This is a genomic window from Shewanella sp. 10B (genome assembly GCF_023475885.1).
In the GTDB taxonomy this organism is placed as follows: domain Bacteria; phylum Pseudomonadota; class Gammaproteobacteria; order Enterobacterales; family Shewanellaceae; genus Shewanella; species Shewanella mangrovisoli.
Genome location: NZ_JAMDJO010000003.1, coordinates 227105 through 243757, shown reverse-complemented (window position 1 = coordinate 243757; position 16653 = coordinate 227105). Strand labels below are relative to the sequence as shown.

Here is a 16653-nt window from a genome sequence, read left to right as displayed (position 1 = left end):
TAAGTTTTTGAATTTGCTTTCTAAAAGGGAGGGGCGCGCGCATCTACATGGCGGATGTGGGCTAAGCTGGGGGCTTGATAGGCGACAGTGTCGCGATGATCGGCATGTTGCAAATCCAGTGGTAGCACGGGCATAGATGCCGGACTTGCACTGGTATCATGGCCAAAATCGCAGACAATACAATGGGTGTGTTCATGTTCCAGACTGTGTTCGGTGTAATGGGTCAGCGCAAAGCACTGGGTAACCAGTAGCCATACACTGAGCAGCAACCAAGGCCACTTTTTATGAGTCCGAAATTGATGATAAGCCATTATTGTTATTGGTTAAGGTTCAGCCGTTAGTCTTATCGGGAAGCGCGTATCCCTGTTGAAATAAGCTAAAGCATGTGCCCGTATCAGGCAACCTGAGTCGCTGATGCAGGCCAATTCGCTTTAGCCTTATCTAATCCACAAACTGACCTTAATTGATTTACATTGACCGAGTCTAGTTAACTTTTAGTTATAAAACTGGCTCAGTGGCAATCTAAGGTAAAAATCGCTTGTTGGCAGTGGCGGCACTTAAACTTATAGATGGCCGGGTTGCCACCCTTTTGGTAGCTAGATAAGAGTTTTTGCCATAGGGCATGGTTGGGTAAGTATTCGGATAAAAAGTCTTCCAATGCTTCGCCCTGCAAGGCTTGTAAATCGGCGAGTTCGGCATCGCCATGAAACTCGCAGGCATCATTACAGTGGGATTGCCAGACTTCCTGTTGCCAGGAGACATACCCCGGTGTTCTTTCCGCCACTTCCTTCACTATGGCGATATCCAGCCCCGCGTTGAGCAGTGGGTAATCATCGACAAAATGGCCATTAAATTTGTCTGCGGCGCTACCATCGGCAACGCACCAAGGGCATATTGCTTCAACATTGTCCCTGCAATACATTCCTGAGCTGCAGATAAATCCCCGTGCTTGGCCGCAGCATTCGCAGGTCGCATCGCTTGAGATCACGGCGCCAGTATCGAGGGGATGAGGGTGATAGGTAAACTGAGGGAAATCCATTTCAACTCCTAAGTGAAGAATAACGCGATTAAATAGCCAAGCGATTATCATCAAGTTGCGTGGTTAATTCAATTGGTTATTCAATGAGATAAGCACTTAGCTGCTACTCGCAGCGTCACTTAGTTAACGCTAATTCTGTTTTTTTACTTGGCTATCGGCTCAGTCTTTTGCACTGTTATTGGCATCTTTTGGCCATGGGATGATTAGGGTTCAATTGAAGTAAATCCCAACGGTTGCCATAGAGGTCCTCGAACACGGCAACGGTGCCGTAATCCTGCTCCTGCGGCTCACGAATAAAGCGGATCCCAATAGACTGCATATGGTGATAATCGCGCCAAAAATCATCGGTATTTAAGAACAGAAACACACGGCCGCCGGCTTGATTACCGATAAAGGGTTCTTGCTCCGGCTTAGAAGCCTTGGCTAACAATAAGGCGGTACCACTGGAGTTGGGTGGAGCGACCACGACCCAACGTTTATCTTGCTCGGGTTGATAGCTGTCTTCAATCAACTCGAATTTGAGTTTATTGACATAAAAATCAATCGCCTCATCGTAATCTCTTACGACGAGTGCAATATGGACAATGGCCTGTTTCATCTGGATTTCTCGACTTTTGCTGTCTTATAGACCGCTATTGTAATGGCTATCGCTGCGGTTAGGGTACTGCTGTGATGGACAATCAATCTGTGACTCAAGTGAGTGGCACTTTGGCCACTCACTTTAGAGGCTTGTTTAAAAACTCAATTTAACAGCTCATTGTTAGCGCTCTTTTAAGAGCTAAGGGCAGGGCAATCTAAATTGATCTGAGAGTGCATTGAGACGGCTGAGTAACTCGGGGGAGAGGCTGACCTTTAAGCTGTCGATATTCTCTTTCAGCTGGTATAAGTCCGTGGCGCCAATGATATTTGAGCCAACAAATTTACGTGAGTTAACAAAGGCTAACGCCATTTGCGCGGGGGAGAGATTAAACTCGCGGGCTAAGTCTACATAAGCTGCGGTGGCATCGAGCGCCATTTGCGAACCCGTGTAACGGGCGAAGCGTTTAAACAGGGTTAAGCGCGCGCCTTCTGGCCATTGGTTATTGCAATATTTACCGCTTAAGGCACCAAAGGCCAAGGGCGAGTAAGCCAGCAGTGGCAACTCTTCGCGATGGCTGATTTCACTCATGCCCACTTCAAAGCTGCGGTTGAGCAGGTTATAGGGGTTTTGCACAGTCACAATGCGCGGCAGGCCGTGTTTTTCCGCCAGTTGCAGATACTTCATTAGTCCCCAAGGGGTTTCGTTCGATACGCCGATATAGCGCACTTTACCTTGGCGAATCACTTCGGCGAGGGCTTCGAGGGTCTCGAGGATTGGCGTTTGCTGCTCAATCTCTTGTTCGTCGTAAAATAATTCCCCGAAGAAGTTGGTATTGCGGTCTGGCCAATGCACTTGGTAGAGATCGATAGTATCGATTTGCAGGCGTTCGAGTGAAGCATCGACCGCTTGATGGATATTGTTCCAGTCCAGCGCCATATTTTTGCGAATATAGTCACTCTTGCCGCCGGGTGCGGCAATTTTAGTGGCGATCACTAGGTCATCACGGTTGCCACGGGCCTTAATGTATTGGCCCAAAATGCGCTCGGTTTCCCCTTGGGTTTCCGGCTTGGGCGGCACAGGGTACATTTCCGCAGTGTCAATAAAGTTGATGCCACTGCCGATGGCGTAGTCTAGCTGTGCGAAGGCTTCGGCTTGGGTATTTTGCTCACCCCAAGTCATAGTGCCTAAACAGATTTTGCTCACCTCGAGATTAGAATGCGGTATGCGTCTGTATTCCATCTATTTCTCCTACGGAAACTATCTTAGTCCGAGGCTATCAAGCTTTTGCTGTAAAGCAAAGGTTAATAGGGCGTCAAACATTTTACTGCAGTAAAAATAACCAATACCTAAAAGCCGGGCGTTACAGCAGGATTGCGGGGCGCGCAGATTGGATTGCACATGAATTCATCACTGACTCAAGGTTTTGAACCTTTGTGTTAATTCTGGGCTGAAAGGGGAGATTTTTTTCAGTTTTTATCTAGTTAAGTCAAAACTAAATCAGAAATGCAGGAATTATGAATTATTTGTTATAAAACTACATTTGCAACTTTAGGTTGTAATCGATGTGAATCTATGTCACAAAATGGCGCGAATTTACGTATATTACTTACGAAATTGCGGCGGAATGTGACGCCAATATCGGATTATCTGTTAACAAACATCTACCCTAAATTTATCTAAAAATTTTCATGGTTGATATTTGTGATGGCAGATTTTTCAAACCAAGTTATAACGATCAAAAAAGGCCTCGACTTGCCGATTTCGGGTGAGCCTCGGCAGATCATCGAACCCGGTAACAGGCCATCCCAAGTGGCTCTGTTGGGTGAGGAGTATGTTGGCTTAAAACCGACGATGTTGGTGGAAGTCGGCGATAAGGTCAAAAAAGGCCAACCTTTGTTTGAAGATAAAAAAACAAAGGGCGTGCTATTTACCGCTCCCGCCAGTGGTGAGATTGTTGCGATTCACCGTGGTGAACGTCGGGTGTTGCAATCAGTGGTGATCCGCTGCAATGGCTTAGACGCCGATGAGCAGATCCGTTTCGATATCCACACCGATTTACAGGCTCTATCTGCGGATGTGGTTAAAGCGCAACTGGTTAAGAGCGGCCTGTGGACGGCGCTGCGTACCCGTCCTTTCTCCCGCGTTCCCGCACTAGATAGCAAACCCGCAGGTATTTTTGTCACGGCAATGGATACCAACCCACTCGCTGCCGATCCTCGTTTAATTATTGCCGAGCAGCGCGATGCCTTTAAGGCCGGCTTAGCGGTACTGAGCCATTTAACCGAAGGTAAGGTTTACCTCTGCCAAGACAAAGGCGAAGCCTTAGTCGGTGCTGATTTGCCTAAGGTTGAAGTGCGCCGTTTTACTGGGGTGCATCCTGCTGGCTTGGCCGGAACACACATTCACTTTACCTTGCCCGTCAGCATTGAGCGTCAGGTGTGGCATATCGGCTATCAAGACGTAATCGCCTACGGCAAGCTATTCCAAACCGGTGAACTCTATACCGACCGCGTGGTGGCGCTGGGTGGCCCGAGCGTGCTTAACCCGCGTTTACTGCGCACTCAGTTAGGGGCAGAGCTCAGCGCCTTAGTGGCCGACGAAGTTAAACCCGGTAACAACCGTGTGGTATCAGGTTCAGTGTTATCAGGCCATACCGCGAGGGGCGTACATGACTTTTTAGGTCGCTTCCACAACCAAGTATCTGTGCTCGCCGAAGATGCGCAGCACCAAGTATTGCCTTGGGTGCGTGGTGGCTCGGACAAGTTCTCTATCACCCGTGCGGTAACCTCCCGTTTATTTGGCCTGACCAAGTCCTTCGAATTTACCACTCATCAGGGCGGCTCTCACCGCGCCATGATGGCCTTTGGTCAGCTAGATCGCGTTATGCCATTAGATATTTTACCCACTCTGCTAGTGCGTGACTTAGTGGTGCGAGATACCGATGAGGCGCAGGCCTTAGGCGCATTGGAGTTAGATGAAGAAGATTTAGCCCTGTGTACCTTTGTGTGCCCCGGCAAATATGACTTCGGTAAAGAGTTACGTGCCTGTCTAGATGTTATCGAGAGGGAAGGTTAATGACGACACAACCTAAAAAACCTGATTTACAGGACGACTACTACGCCACGGGTAAATCGATGAAGGGCTTTGTGCGCTCATTGGTGATCGCCAGTGGTCGCAGCACTAAGGGACAAGTACACGTACGTGACGCCATTGACGTAAAACGTACCATGACCTTAGTGGGCCTTTGTTTATTACCTGCCATTTTATTTGGCTTATATAACGTAGGTTTACAGGCACAGCTCGCACTAGCAAGCGGCTTAACCACGCCAGATACCTGGAAACTCGCGCTGTTTAATGCCTTAAGCGGTGGCTTAAGTGCCGAGACGGGTGTGATTGGCCTGTTCCTCTACGGCTTAAGTTTTTATCTGCCGATTTACTTAACGGCCTTGCTGACCAGCCTGTTCTGGGAAGTGGTGTTTGCTAAGGTGCGTCGCCAAGAATTGCACGAAGGCTTCTTCGTCACTGCCTTGTTATTTACGCTGATTTTACCCGTTTCGATTCCACTCTGGCTGGTAGTGATGGGGATTAGTTTTGGGGTGGTGATTGCCAAAGAGCTGTTTGGTGGCATGGGATACAACTTCCTTAACCCCGCCTTAGCAGGTTTGGCCTTTATCTATTTTGCCTATCCATCTGAAGTGTCAACCGTTAAGCAACTGGTTGCTGTAGATGGCTTTTCAGGCGCGACAGCCTTAGCACAAGCCGCTGCCGGTAAGTTGCAATTTGCCGATTACGCTTGGTACAGCGCCTTTAGCGATCCTAACTGGTGGAATAATTTCTTCGGCTTTACCGTGGGCGCGATTGGTGAAACCAGCACGCTCGCCGTGTTGCTCGGTGGGTTATTGCTGCTAATCACCCGTTTAGCCGACTGGCGCATCGTGGTGGGTGTGATGTTGGGCATGATTGCCACTGCAACCTTGTTCAATGTTATTGGTTCAAGCACTAACCAGATGATGGCAATGCCTTGGACATGGCACTTAGTCACGGGCGGCTTTGCTATCGCGATGATGTTTATGGCGACCGATCCTGTCACGACCTCTTATACCCGCCAAGGCAAGTTTGCCTACGGCGCCTTGATTGGTTTTATGACAATCCTTATCCGTGTGGCTAACCCCAAAATGCCAGAAGGCGTGATGTTAGCCATCCTGTTCGCCAACCTGTGGGCACCGCTGTTCGATTATCTGGTGGCCCGTGCCAACATCAAACGGAGAGTAAAACGTCATGGTATTTAAGAAAGATACTGTGGTGGGGACCATGATCTTCACCATTACGCTCTGCCTTTTGTGCTCCTTTATGATCACCGGCACCGCAGGCGTATTGAAAGAGCGTAAGCTCGCAAAAAAACGCGATGAGTTACAACGTTATGTGTTGATGGCTGCCGATGTGAATATTGGCCAAAGCAATGAGTTTAGAGAGATTTTTGCTAAATCCGTTAAACCATTATTGATTAATCTCGACACAGGCAAAGTGGACTCGGATGCCAATGTACTCGACTTTGACGAGCGTATGGCGGCGATTAACCCAGAAACCTCAAGCGCTCCTAAAAAGGATATCGCCAAAATCAAGACCCGCGCCAACGATGCCCGCGTGTTTAAGGTGTTCGATGACAGCGGCAAATTATCCAGCGTAGTAGTGCCTTTCTACGGTAAAGGGCTGTGGTCGATGATCTACGGTTATGTGGCCGTCGAGCCTGACTTTAATACGATTAAAGGCATGGTGGTTTACGAGCACGGTGAAACCCCAGGTATCGGTGACTTTGTGACTGACCCACATTGGTTATCCCTGTGGAAGGGTAAACAACTCTTTGATGAAAAAGGCAAGTTTGCGATGCGCCTCGTGAAAGGCGGCGCCAAAGAGGGCGATGTGCACGGTGTTGATGCGGTGAGTGGCGCGACCATGACAGGCCGTGGCGTGCAGCGCGCAATGGAGTTTTGGTTTGGCGTCGAGGGTTTCCAAACCTTCTTCAACCAATTAAAAGCATCGGCTGAGCAAGGTGAGTTGGGAGGTGCAAAATGAGCAACAGTTTATCCATGCGGGACATGCTAGCAGGCCCTGTATTTGCCAATAACCCAGTAGCGATGCAAGTGTTGGGCGTATGTTCGGCGCTGGCGGTGAGTAACTCCATGCAGACGGCCGTGGTAATGACACTGGCGGTGACCTTCGTACTGGTGTTCTCTAACCTTATCATCTCCGCCATTCGCAACTTTATCCCTAACAGTGTGCGGATTATTGCCCAGATGACGGTCATTGCCTCCTTGGTGATTATTGTCGATATGGTGTTGCAGGATGTGGCTTACGAGCTGTCTAAGCAACTCTCTGTATTCGTTGGATTAATTATCACTAACTGTATCATCATGGGCCGCGCAGAAGCCTTTGCGATGAAGTATCCACCTCACTTAGCCGTGGTCGATGCCGTGGGGAACGCGGCGGGTTATGGCTTGGTGCTGATCAGTGTGGCCTTTGTGCGTGAGCTGTTAGGTACGGGCAATCTGTTTGGTCATAGCGTGTTGACTACGGTTGAAAACGGCGGCTGGTACTTACCTAACGAGATGTTTAAGTTGCCACCAAGCGCCTTCTTCCTGATTGGCCTGCTGATCTGGAGCATTAACGTGATCCAGCGTAAACGCGGTTAAGGAGCGGATATGGAACACTATATTAATCTGTTTTTACAGGCCACATTCTTAGACAACATGGCGCTGTCGTTCTTCCTCGGTATGTGTACCTTCTTAGCCGTGTCTAAAAAGGTGTCGACCGCCTTCGGCTTAGGCGTTGCGGTTATCGTGGTGATGACCTTAGCCGTGCCCTTGAACCAACTGATCTATGTGAAGGTGTTAGCACCGGGCGCATTGGCGTGGGCGGGCATGCCTGGCATCGACTTAAGTTACCTGCAACTGATCACCTTTATCGGTGTGATTGCGGCCTTAGTGCAAATCCTTGAAATGTTTTTAGATAAATACATTCCAAGCCTGTATGACTCCCTCGGGATCTTCCTGCCACTGCTCACCGTAAACTGCGCGATTTTTGCTGGGGTGATCTTTATGGCTAACCGTGATTACAACTTTGCTGAATCGGCGGTGTTTGCCATGGGTTCGGGCACGGGGTGGGCGCTGGCGATTGTGATGCTGGCCGGGCTGCGTGAACGGATGAAGTTTCATGCGATTCCCGAAGGCTTACAGGGGATTGGTATCACCTTTATTACCACAGGGTTGATGGCACTTGGCTTTATGTCTTTCTCGGGGATCTCGCTGTAACGCGTGGCTGAGAAAGTGAAACCGCATTCTGTTTAGAAAAAGGGTTATCGAATGGAAATGGCAATAGGTATAGGCATGTTCACCTTAGTGGTGTGCCTACTGGTGATAGTAATCCTTATCGCCAAAAAGAAATTAGTGACTACCGGTGAGATCACTATCGGGATTAACGACGATGCCGAGAAAAGCATTAAAGTTGCCGCGGGTGACAAGCTGCTTGGCGCCTTAGCGAGCAAGAATATTTTTATTCCCTCGGCCTGTGGTGGCGGCGGTACCTGCGGCCAGTGCCGGGTGAAAGTCAAATCGGGCGGCGGTGATATTCTGCCAACAGAACAAGGGCATATCACTAAAAAAGAAGCCAAAGAAGGTTGTCGTCTCGCCTGCCAAGTGGCGGTGAAAACCGATATGGAACTTGAGCTAGAGGAAGAAATCTTTGGCGTGAAGAAGTGGCAATGTGAGGTGATCTCAAACGATAACAAGGCCACTTTTATCAAAGAGTTACTGCTAAAACTGCCGGAAGGTGAAGACGTACACTTTAAGGCCGGGGGCTATATCCAAATTGAAGCGCCTGCCCATGTGGTGAAGTACGCCGATTTTGATATTCCGGCTAAGTACCGCGACGATTGGGAAAAATACGGCCTGTTCGACTTAGTCTCCACCGTCAATGAAGACGTGCTACGCGCCTATTCGATGGCGAACTATCCCGATGAAAAGGGCCGCATCATGCTTAACGTGCGGATTGCCACGCCACCATCTGCTAATGTACCACCGGGTAAGATGTCTTCTTATATCTTTAACCTCAAGGCGGGGGACAAGGTGACCATTTCTGGCCCATTCGGTGAGTTCTTTGTGAAGGATACCGATGCAGAAATGGTGTTTATCGGCGGTGGTGCGGGCATGGCACCGATGCGCTCACATATTTTCGATCAGCTAAAGAGTAAAAAGACCAAGCGTAAGATGAGCTTCTGGTACGGCGCCCGTTCGACCCGTGAGGTGTTTTACCAACAAGATTTCGATGCATTAGCGGCTGAAAATGACAACTTTGTCTGGCATGTGGCGCTGTCTGAGCCGCTACCAGAGGATAACTGGACCGGTTACACAGGCTTTATCCATAATGTGATTTACGAAAATTACCTTAAACATCATAAGGCACCAGAGGATTGCGAGTACTACATGTGCGGTCCTCCAATCATGAACTCCTCGGTGATCCGTATGCTCGAAAGCCTAGGGGTTGAGCCTGAAAATATCCTGCTCGATGACTTTGGTGATTAAGCAGTAAGTGGAATAGAAAATCGCGTTAGGCACAGCTAGTACAGCTGAGTCTAACGCGATTTTTGTTTATTGCTTATTAGCGTTTTTATGTTCAAAGCCTCTAACAATGACATATGCGATAAGGGCAAATATAAATACGATAAGGTACATCCATGCAATACTTTGCAACGTTTCAATAATCGTCCGATAAATCTCAATAGTCCAACGTTCTAGTGTTAGCTGAAGAATCTCTACATCTTTATGTCGAGCGGTAATATAACGCTCTAAATCATAAATCCTAACGCCACCTGAAATGCCCACAACATATGTGGCAAAAATGATGTATTTTTGCCAAGCGGCACTGATTGAATCTTGAATAATTCGAGAAAATATTTCGCCCAATGGTTTTTTGAAAATTGAAACAACCAGAAATGAAACGGTTATAGATAGTGCAAAGGTAATAAACAGTAATGTAAAAAACATGCTCTCTCCTTAGAACAGATATTTAAACCGAAAGCTTTTCCAGCCATTTAAAATCAACAACATAATCTGATTTCGGCCTCTTCTCAAGCCAGTCGTGATTTGTGACGCTTTAAAATATAGATAAAAGTGGCTATCCACATTACTTGAACCTCAGTCAAAAGATTTAACCTTAGTCAATTCAGCTCAAGTTTCTTTAGTTTACGAGCGGAATTTCGTAAGTTGAATCGTACTTATCTAAGTACTTATGCCTATAGGTATTATTTAATCATGGATGCAACCGTTTGTAGGATAGGAGGTTCGTTTGAAAAGGCTAGCCATAGCATTACTTATCAGTTTCTCCCTTAGTGCATGTTCTTCACTCAATGAAGTTAAATTAGACGCTCAATCGGCACCCAGTTATATCGGCGAAAAAGTCAAAGTCACCACTGCATCGGGTAAAAAGGTGGAATTTACCGTCGAAAGAGTGACTGATCAGCAGATTGAGGGAGAGGGAAAAGAAGTCAAAATTGAAGAGATACAAACGTTGGAGGTTGAAGAGTTTAGCCCGCTAAAATCGATATCACTCACAGCGGGTTTATATATGTTGGGTGCGGTAATTATTGCCGTTGTGGTTTTATAAAGATTTATCTATGACACTCTAAACTTTAATTCTAACAACATATTAGATACGACTATGATAAGCTGGCCGCTTTCTAATCTGGCAGTATTTGCTAATTAAGTTAAGGATAACCCATGCGTTTGAGTGTTATCGGCTCCCTGCTATCGGGGTTGTTATTACTCCCAAGTGCCAATAGTGTTGGCGAGCCGTTTGAAACTGCGATTGTGTCGGAAAGCGTGCAAGGCGGTCAGTTAGTTAAGCTTGAAAGCCAAACTGCATCCTCGGAATCTAAGCTTGGGGAGATTAAGAGCTTAATCCAAGCTGCGATCAAGGATTCGCCGCAGCCATTTAGTGGCAGCGTTATTCTGCTTGCAGAGGGGAAACCTCTGCTTGAATTACAAAAGGGCGAAGGTATCAACCAAGAGTCGCGCTTTGTGATGGCATCGCTCTCTAAACAAATTACTGCAACCTTGATATTACAGGCGGTTGATGCGGGGAAACTCGATTTAAATCAAACGCTAAATCATTACCTTTTTGGCGATCTTGACGCGGAATCTAAGGCGCTAAAAGCCATTGAGGCGAACGCCAATACGGGGGCTTTGAATCCCAACCGTTATGATGAGCGCATTACTTTGCACCAATTGCTGAACCATACATCGGGTGTTGCCAGCCTTGGACAGCCCAATCGGTTCGTCCCTGGCAGCCAATTTGAATACTCTAATTTGGGTTATGCATTGTTGGGGCAAGTACTTGAGAAGGTGAATCACCAATCTTTTACCGAGCAGGTGGCACAATTTGCTGCGCGATACCAACTTAATAGCCTAAGTGCTGAGCAGGGAAGTCTTGAGGCGATTCATGCCAAAGTACCTAGCTTGGCGGTGGGATTGCAGGAAAGCGAATTGATTGCGCCTTCTGAGCTGGTGATTGATGAAGCGTTATTGCCCGCAGGGGGATTAATTGCCTCGACGGCTACTTATGCCGCCTTTCAGCAGCAATTACATGCTGGCAAGTTGTTAAGCCCTGAAAGTTATCAACGAATGACCACTGCCTATATCGAGCTGCCATTTTTGTGGCCGAATATGCGCTATGGTTATGGGGTAAGGATCAATAAGGACAATGACTTAGTCGAATATAGCCATACGGGGTATGTTTCGGGTTATATGTCGATGACGCTGCATTATCCCGAATTTAATCTGGACTTAGTCATGCTGGAAAACCTCTCCTTAAACCTTAACGACCGTAACAGGGTATTTGAACTGCATAATCAGATCCGTCAAATCATTCGTAGTCATTTGCTGCTGACGACATCATCTCTGCATAAGGTTTAAGTCTTACCACTGTGTCGACTCAGTAGACGTTACGTTTGCGGGAGTAACGCAAACGCGCAATGCTGGGTCTGATGTAACCGCTAATGCTATGACTTCGAAAGAATAAGGCTCCACGATTTGTAATTGGAGCCTTATTCTGGTTTCTTTCGTTGGAAGGGCCGCTTTGAATTACCAAAAGGGGTTCTTAGCCGCGCCTTAACTGCTGCAAATATTGGCACAAGGCTATTCATTCAGTTCGGCGTGCAGTGGCAATAGCATTGGGATCTCACAGGCGTCGTGGCCAGTATTGCCAAGAGGCGCGCTTAAGTAGTTAAAACCTAAGTGTTCGTAGAGCTTTAGGGCCTCTTTGAGTAATGCGGTGGTTTCGAGGTAACAGCTCTGATAACCCGCTTCACGCGCAAACTCTAGAGCCTGCAGCGCTAAACGTTTGGCTAAGCCTTTACCGCGGATCTCGGGCATAAAGTACATTTTTTGCAGCTCACAAATTCCGGCATTGTTAGCCAGTGGCGCTATGCCTGCGCCGCCAACCACTTGGCCTTCATGCTCAATCACCCAGTATTTAGCGCCAGGCTGCGAATAGATTTGGCTTAAACAATCTAAGGTCGGATCGGCAACGCTATAGCCTTTATCCGCCGTTAAGCCGTATTCGGCGGAAACCGCGCGGATCACTTGGGCAATGGCGGCATCATCGGCGGCGGTCGCTTCACGGATAAGATAACCCGATTGTTGTTTGGCTTTATGTATGGCTTGGTTGTATTGCATAAGAGCTTGCTCGATTTGTTGAATTTGCTCAGGGGTCAGCTGGGCCAAGATTTCTTGAAAGAGTTGATTTTGCTGGCTATCTAATTTTGCGAGCAGCTTTTTACCTGCGCTCGTGAGTTGTACGACGAGGCAACGATTATCCCGTGGATGCATTTGGCTCTGGGCGAGGTTTTTATCGACTAAGTGTTTGATTGCTCGGCTAGCATTGGATTTATCTATGCTCAGTTTGCAGGCGAGTTCCTTAATGGTTTGCGGTTGATTGCCTATTTCAAACAAGGCGTGGGCCTGTACTGGGGACAGAGGTAAATCGCCAAAGGCCGCATTGAGCATGCCTAAGTGTCTGACCATATAGCGGGAAAGGTGTCTCAGTTGGCTAGATGAGCCGGGATCATTTGCCATAGTCGGATTGAATGCCATCAGGGTTAATCAAAGTTGAGCCATGCAAGCACTTGTGTGGGCTGGCAGTGGCTCAGTTCGAATCATTTAGTTGCAAGTTACAACGAAATTAGCGGGCTTTGCTCGGCTTTGCAATATTTCATTAACAAAATTTAAGGGTACAACTCAGGATTTAAAAAGGGCGCCATGGCGAGGATGATCGCTTGGGTGTAATTGCTCTCACGGGTGGCGTGGCCGTGGGTGAGCAGGCCGATTGCGCCGCCTTTTTGTTTGATGTTAACCGTATTAAACAGTCTATCCATCACATGACCCAACTCTTCCCCCGCTTCGAGTGCCTGATAGACCTGCATCGGTAGCGGCAACAGGGCGCCTCGGCCAATGCTCAAACGAGCTTGGTGGGCAATCGCAATATAGGCGAAGGTCGCAGGACCGAACTCGAAACAATCGACGCCGCCTTCCATCGCAAAGTAATAATCCGCTTCAACTTGTTGCTGGCAATAGTGAACACGGTTGATTGCCCCTTGGCGGGTGTCGCTATCTGTCATGGGCTGTGCGGGGACACCTGAGGGCGCATCCATGCCTTGAGTTTGGATCTCATATTCAGGGAAGAGCAGCGCCATGGCATTGGCCGCCGCGTTAATTTTGACGGGGTTTTTCGAACCGACGATCACTTTGATAATGTTTTGTTGCATATAAGTTATTTATTTTGGTTTTTAATGTGGACGCTCGTTTGAATCATTGCTTAAATGGTCGGAGGTGTCTCGCCTCTGGGTTTTCTATTTTGCCATATTCATCGCCTTGGCTCAGTAAAAAAGCGAATGCATGGGGAGCAAATAGCCAGAGTCGTGCATCAGGAAGCGACATACGACTATTGCTCCTTCAGTCAATTAGCTGATTTAAGCAGTAAAGCTATGTCATTGAAGGAACTAAAATTAAGAGATAATAATAATGAAATTCAACAAACTCATGATCGCGATGGGGATGGCCTGCGGCGTTATGCTCACAGGCTGTAACGACAGCGAAGATAGCACTCCACCTACCGAACCTGAAACCCAACTACAAACCTTTGCCCCTAACGGCTTACTCAAAGCCAATATTCGTCGAACCACCTACGGTGTGCCCCATATCCAAGCCGAAAACCTAGAAAGCTTAGGTTTTGGTAGCGGTTACGCGCAGGCGCAGGACAACCTCTGCGTGCTCGCCGATGGTTTTATTAAGGCCAACTCTCAACGCTCTATGTACTTTGGCCCCCATGCGTCGATTGATTTCACCACAGGGCAGCCCACCGCCGAAGACAATGGCAACTTAATCTCCGACTTTGCCTATAAAGCCTTAAAAATTCGTGAGCAAGCCGAAGCCAAATGGCCGCAGTTTAGCGAGCGTTCACGTGCATTAATCCAAGGTTTTACAGCAGGTTATAACCAATACCTTGCCGATGTTGAAGCGGGTAAACAAACCGCCGAACCTTTCTGTGGCGGTCAGCCGTGGGTGAAGCCCATAGTGCCAGAGGATGTGGTCACTTATCTGTTTTCCATCGCCCTATTACCCGGCGCGGCTAACTTCCTCGATTTGATTTTCTACGCTAACCCAGGGGATGGGCAGGAGTATATGCCGCGCATCGTCGGGCCTGCACCAAGCCAAGAACAAACCGCGTTTGTCAGCGATATGCAGTCTAAATTGCTTGCCCGTGCGGCGCGCATTACCACTCCCGAGACTAATCCGCGGGATTTGGGCTCTAACGGTTGGGGTCTGGGTAAAGACAAGACTGAAAATGGTCGCGGCATGGTGCTGGGTAATCCGCATTTCCCACATACGGGCAACCTGCGCTTCTGGCAATCGCACATTACTATTCCAGGACAATTGGATATGATGGGCGGCTCGCTGGTGGGTATGCCAGGCCCTATCAACATCGGGTTTAACAAAGACTTAGCTTGGACTCATACCTTCTCAACCGCTGAGCATTTTGTGATGTACAACCTCGAGCTGGTCTCGGGCGATAGATTGCAGTATCTGTTCGATGGTCAGCCGATGCCGATCAATAAAGAGACTGTGTCTATCCTAGTGAACGCAGGCCCCGCTGGCATGTTAGTGGCTGAAAAGGATATTTACACCACGGCAAAAGGACCTATGGTCGAGGCGCCGCCTGCGCTCGCGCCTTTTGGTTGGGACGATGGCAGTGCCTTTATGATCCAAGATGCGAACATGGCGACTATGGATCCGGTCGATCATTGGCTCGCCATGAACTTAGCGACCAATAAAGACGAATTCCAACAAGCCTTTAAAGACTACGACGGGGTGATTTTCAACAACACTATGTATGCCGATAAAGAGGGTAACGCCTTCTACATCGACGACTCGACCGTGCCCGGTTTATCCGAGGCGGCGGTGGTAGTGCTAAAGACTTCACCCGATATTAAGGCGGCAAAAGAGCAAGCAGGTTTTACCATTCTGCCGGGGAATACTTCGTTATTTAGCTTTAGTGGCCCCACGCCCTATGAGCGTGCGCCTAAGCTTGAGCGCAGTGACTTTGTGCAAAACTCCAATGACTCCTTCTGGTCTACCAACTTAAATGAGCCACTGACGTACTTCTCGCCCATGTATGGTCCAGAAGCTGGGCAGTTATCGCTGCGTACCCGTATGGGCTTAACCTTGATGCAGGATGCGGCGGGCAGTGATGGCAAGTTCAATCTGGAAGAGTTAGAAGCCGCGGTATTGTCGAATCGCAGTTATTTAGCTGAGTTGGTATTGCCGGATTTGATTGCCCAATGTGAGGCGCAGGGCAGTACGCCTGTGGTGGTATCAGCGAGTTTATCGAAGGATCTCACCTCAGCCTGTGCGGCGCTCAAAGCCTGGAACGGTAAGCAAGATAACGACAGTAAAGGCGGCGCCTTACTGCGTGAGTTTGCCCATCAGTTCAGCCAAAAAACCATGTTGACCAAGGGATTCGACCCCGCGAATGCGGCGACCACGCCTAATACGCTTACCACAGACGGTAGTGCATTAGTGGCGCTTGCCCATGCGGCCTTGAATCTTGAAGCCGCAGGTTTTGCCTTAGATGCACCGTTAGGTGATGTGCAGTTTGTAGAGAAGTCACTCCCCGATGGCACAGCCAGCGGCGCGCGTTTACCTTGGCCGGGCAGCCATAACGCGGAAGGTGGATTTAACGTGTTTTCGACAAGTTTATCGGGAGATGACACTCTGATCCCGCAGCATAAGTACGCGCCGCTAATGGACGTTGCCACAGGTAAGGCCATGGCCTCAGGCATGACGGCCAAGGGTTACCAAGTGCGTTACGGCTCAAGTTGGATGATGGCGGTCAGCTTTACCGATGAGGGCCCTGTCGCGCGCGGCATACTTACCTATTCGGAGTCGAGCAATATACTGTCGCCTTCCTTTACCGACCAAAGCAATCTGTATTCCAGCAGTAAGACTTTCCGTCCTTTACTGTTTAAGGAAGCCGATATCGCTCCTGCGGTGATTTCGACGACAGAACTGACGCTGCAAAAAGCCCAGTAATGGCTGAGTTGTCGTGAATAGATGGGCTCACTTAGGTGGGCCTTTTTTTATTGGCTTTCTCTGGCGCAGCGCTTGCTGTTTCAAAATGTAAAAATTTAACAATTTGCACAGTGATCTCGATCAAGCTTTTATAGGGCTTAATTGAAGCTTGTCGCATTTAGTGCATTTTTGCGACTTGATGCGGTTTTGTGGTTTTTATCGACAAACTGGCCGTGTCAACACTTAGGTGCAGGGGTGAATTAACTGTACGATATTGGTGTTTTTGTGTGATCTTTTTGCTGCATCATTGAAAATTTATTACATGAATTCATGGATCTAGATCGCAAACCCTGTTTTATTTGAAATTTCATTACTTAAAATGGTGTTAGATCAACTTTTGCTTAAGCTTTTTCGCT

General features: G+C 48.2%; 16 protein-coding genes. 9 read left to right on the top strand and 7 right to left on the bottom strand.

Annotated elements, in window-relative coordinates; translation table 11 throughout:
- Positions 1-20 precede the first annotated feature (20 nt).
- The 4 genes from M0415_RS13375 to M0415_RS13360 form a co-directional block, all read right to left on the bottom strand.
- Positions 21-269 (bottom strand): hypothetical protein, encoded by a 249-nt coding sequence (locus M0415_RS13375; protein ID WP_249556164.1) that lies wholly within the window; start codon positions 267-269, stop codon positions 21-23.
- 242 nt (positions 270-511) lie between these two features.
- Entirely contained in the window at positions 512-1039 is a 528-nt protein-coding gene (locus M0415_RS13370; protein ID WP_249556163.1) for a CbrC family protein, read from the bottom strand.
- Between the two features lie 175 nt (positions 1040-1214).
- Complete coding sequence (locus M0415_RS13365; protein WP_249556162.1) at positions 1215-1637, bottom strand: VOC family protein; 423 nt, start codon at positions 1635-1637, stop codon at positions 1215-1217.
- Positions 1638-1817: 180 nt separating this feature from the next.
- Entirely contained in the window at positions 1818-2858 is a 1041-nt protein-coding gene (locus M0415_RS13360) for an NADP(H)-dependent aldo-keto reductase (protein WP_011718176.1), read from the bottom strand.
- 465 nt (positions 2859-3323) lie between these two features.
- Here M0415_RS13360 and M0415_RS13355 point away from each other — a divergent pair, with 465 nt between their 5' ends.
- Genes M0415_RS13355 through nqrF form a run of 6 tightly spaced genes read left to right on the top strand, consistent with a single transcriptional unit; the run spans position 3324 to position 9196 of the window.
- Positions 3324-4694: a Na(+)-translocating NADH-quinone reductase subunit A gene (locus M0415_RS13355; RefSeq protein WP_055648281.1), complete on the top strand. Its 1371-nt coding sequence runs from the start codon at positions 3324-3326 to the stop codon at positions 4692-4694.
- Entirely contained in the window at positions 4694-5908 is a 1215-nt protein-coding gene (locus M0415_RS13350) for an NADH:ubiquinone reductase (Na(+)-transporting) subunit B (RefSeq protein WP_249556161.1), read from the top strand. The genes M0415_RS13355 and M0415_RS13350 overlap by 1 nt, the downstream gene beginning before the upstream one ends.
- The gene (locus M0415_RS13345; RefSeq protein ID WP_249556160.1) at positions 5898-6692 is read left to right on the top strand and encodes a Na(+)-translocating NADH-quinone reductase subunit C; all 795 of its coding nucleotides are present in this window, start codon (positions 5898-5900) and stop codon (positions 6690-6692) included. The genes M0415_RS13350 and M0415_RS13345 overlap by 11 nt, the downstream gene beginning before the upstream one ends.
- On the top strand, positions 6689-7309 hold the full coding sequence (locus M0415_RS13340; protein WP_011071186.1) for an NADH:ubiquinone reductase (Na(+)-transporting) subunit D: 621 nt from the start codon (positions 6689-6691) through the stop codon (positions 7307-7309). Before M0415_RS13345 ends, M0415_RS13340 begins: the two co-directional genes overlap by 4 nt.
- Before the next feature lie 9 nt (positions 7310-7318).
- Positions 7319-7927, top strand: a complete 609-nt coding sequence (gene nqrE / locus M0415_RS13335; RefSeq protein ID WP_011621548.1) for an NADH:ubiquinone reductase (Na(+)-transporting) subunit E — start codon at positions 7319-7321, stop codon at positions 7925-7927.
- A 51-nt stretch (positions 7928-7978) separates the two neighbouring features.
- Complete coding sequence (gene nqrF, locus M0415_RS13330) at positions 7979-9196, top strand: NADH:ubiquinone reductase (Na(+)-transporting) subunit F (RefSeq protein ID WP_011718172.1); 1218 nt, start codon at positions 7979-7981, stop codon at positions 9194-9196.
- 66 nt (positions 9197-9262) lie between these two features.
- On the opposite strand, the gene M0415_RS13325 is transcribed toward nqrF, so the two are convergent.
- Positions 9263-9658 (bottom strand): hypothetical protein, encoded by a 396-nt coding sequence (locus tag M0415_RS13325; protein ID WP_086903758.1) that lies wholly within the window; start codon positions 9656-9658, stop codon positions 9263-9265.
- Positions 9659-9959: 301 nt separating this feature from the next.
- Here M0415_RS13325 and M0415_RS13320 point away from each other — a divergent pair, with 301 nt between their 5' ends.
- Together M0415_RS13320 and M0415_RS13315 are read left to right on the top strand one after the other, a co-directional pair.
- Positions 9960-10277, top strand: a complete 318-nt coding sequence (locus tag M0415_RS13320) for a hypothetical protein (protein WP_086903757.1) — start codon at positions 9960-9962, stop codon at positions 10275-10277.
- Positions 10278-10390: 113 nt separating this feature from the next.
- A complete protein-coding gene (locus M0415_RS13315) occupies positions 10391-11584 on the top strand; it encodes a serine hydrolase domain-containing protein (RefSeq protein ID WP_249556159.1) in 1194 nt (397 codons plus the stop codon).
- A 222-nt stretch (positions 11585-11806) separates the two neighbouring features.
- Here the strand turns inward: M0415_RS13315 and M0415_RS13310 are convergent, their stop codons facing one another.
- Together M0415_RS13310 and yjjX are read right to left on the bottom strand one after the other, a co-directional pair.
- On the bottom strand, positions 11807-12763 hold the full coding sequence (locus tag M0415_RS13310; RefSeq protein ID WP_249556158.1) for a bifunctional helix-turn-helix transcriptional regulator/GNAT family N-acetyltransferase: 957 nt from the start codon (positions 12761-12763) through the stop codon (positions 11807-11809).
- Between the two features lie 131 nt (positions 12764-12894).
- On the bottom strand, positions 12895-13434 hold the full coding sequence (gene yjjX, locus M0415_RS13305) for an inosine/xanthosine triphosphatase (protein WP_011627128.1): 540 nt from the start codon (positions 13432-13434) through the stop codon (positions 12895-12897).
- A gap of 256 nt (positions 13435-13690) precedes the next feature.
- On the opposite strand from yjjX, the gene M0415_RS13300 reads away from it, so the two are divergent.
- A complete protein-coding gene (locus tag M0415_RS13300; RefSeq protein WP_249556157.1) occupies positions 13691-16258 on the top strand; it encodes an acylase in 2568 nt (855 codons plus the stop codon).
- The last annotated feature ends 395 nt before the right edge of the window (positions 16259-16653 follow it).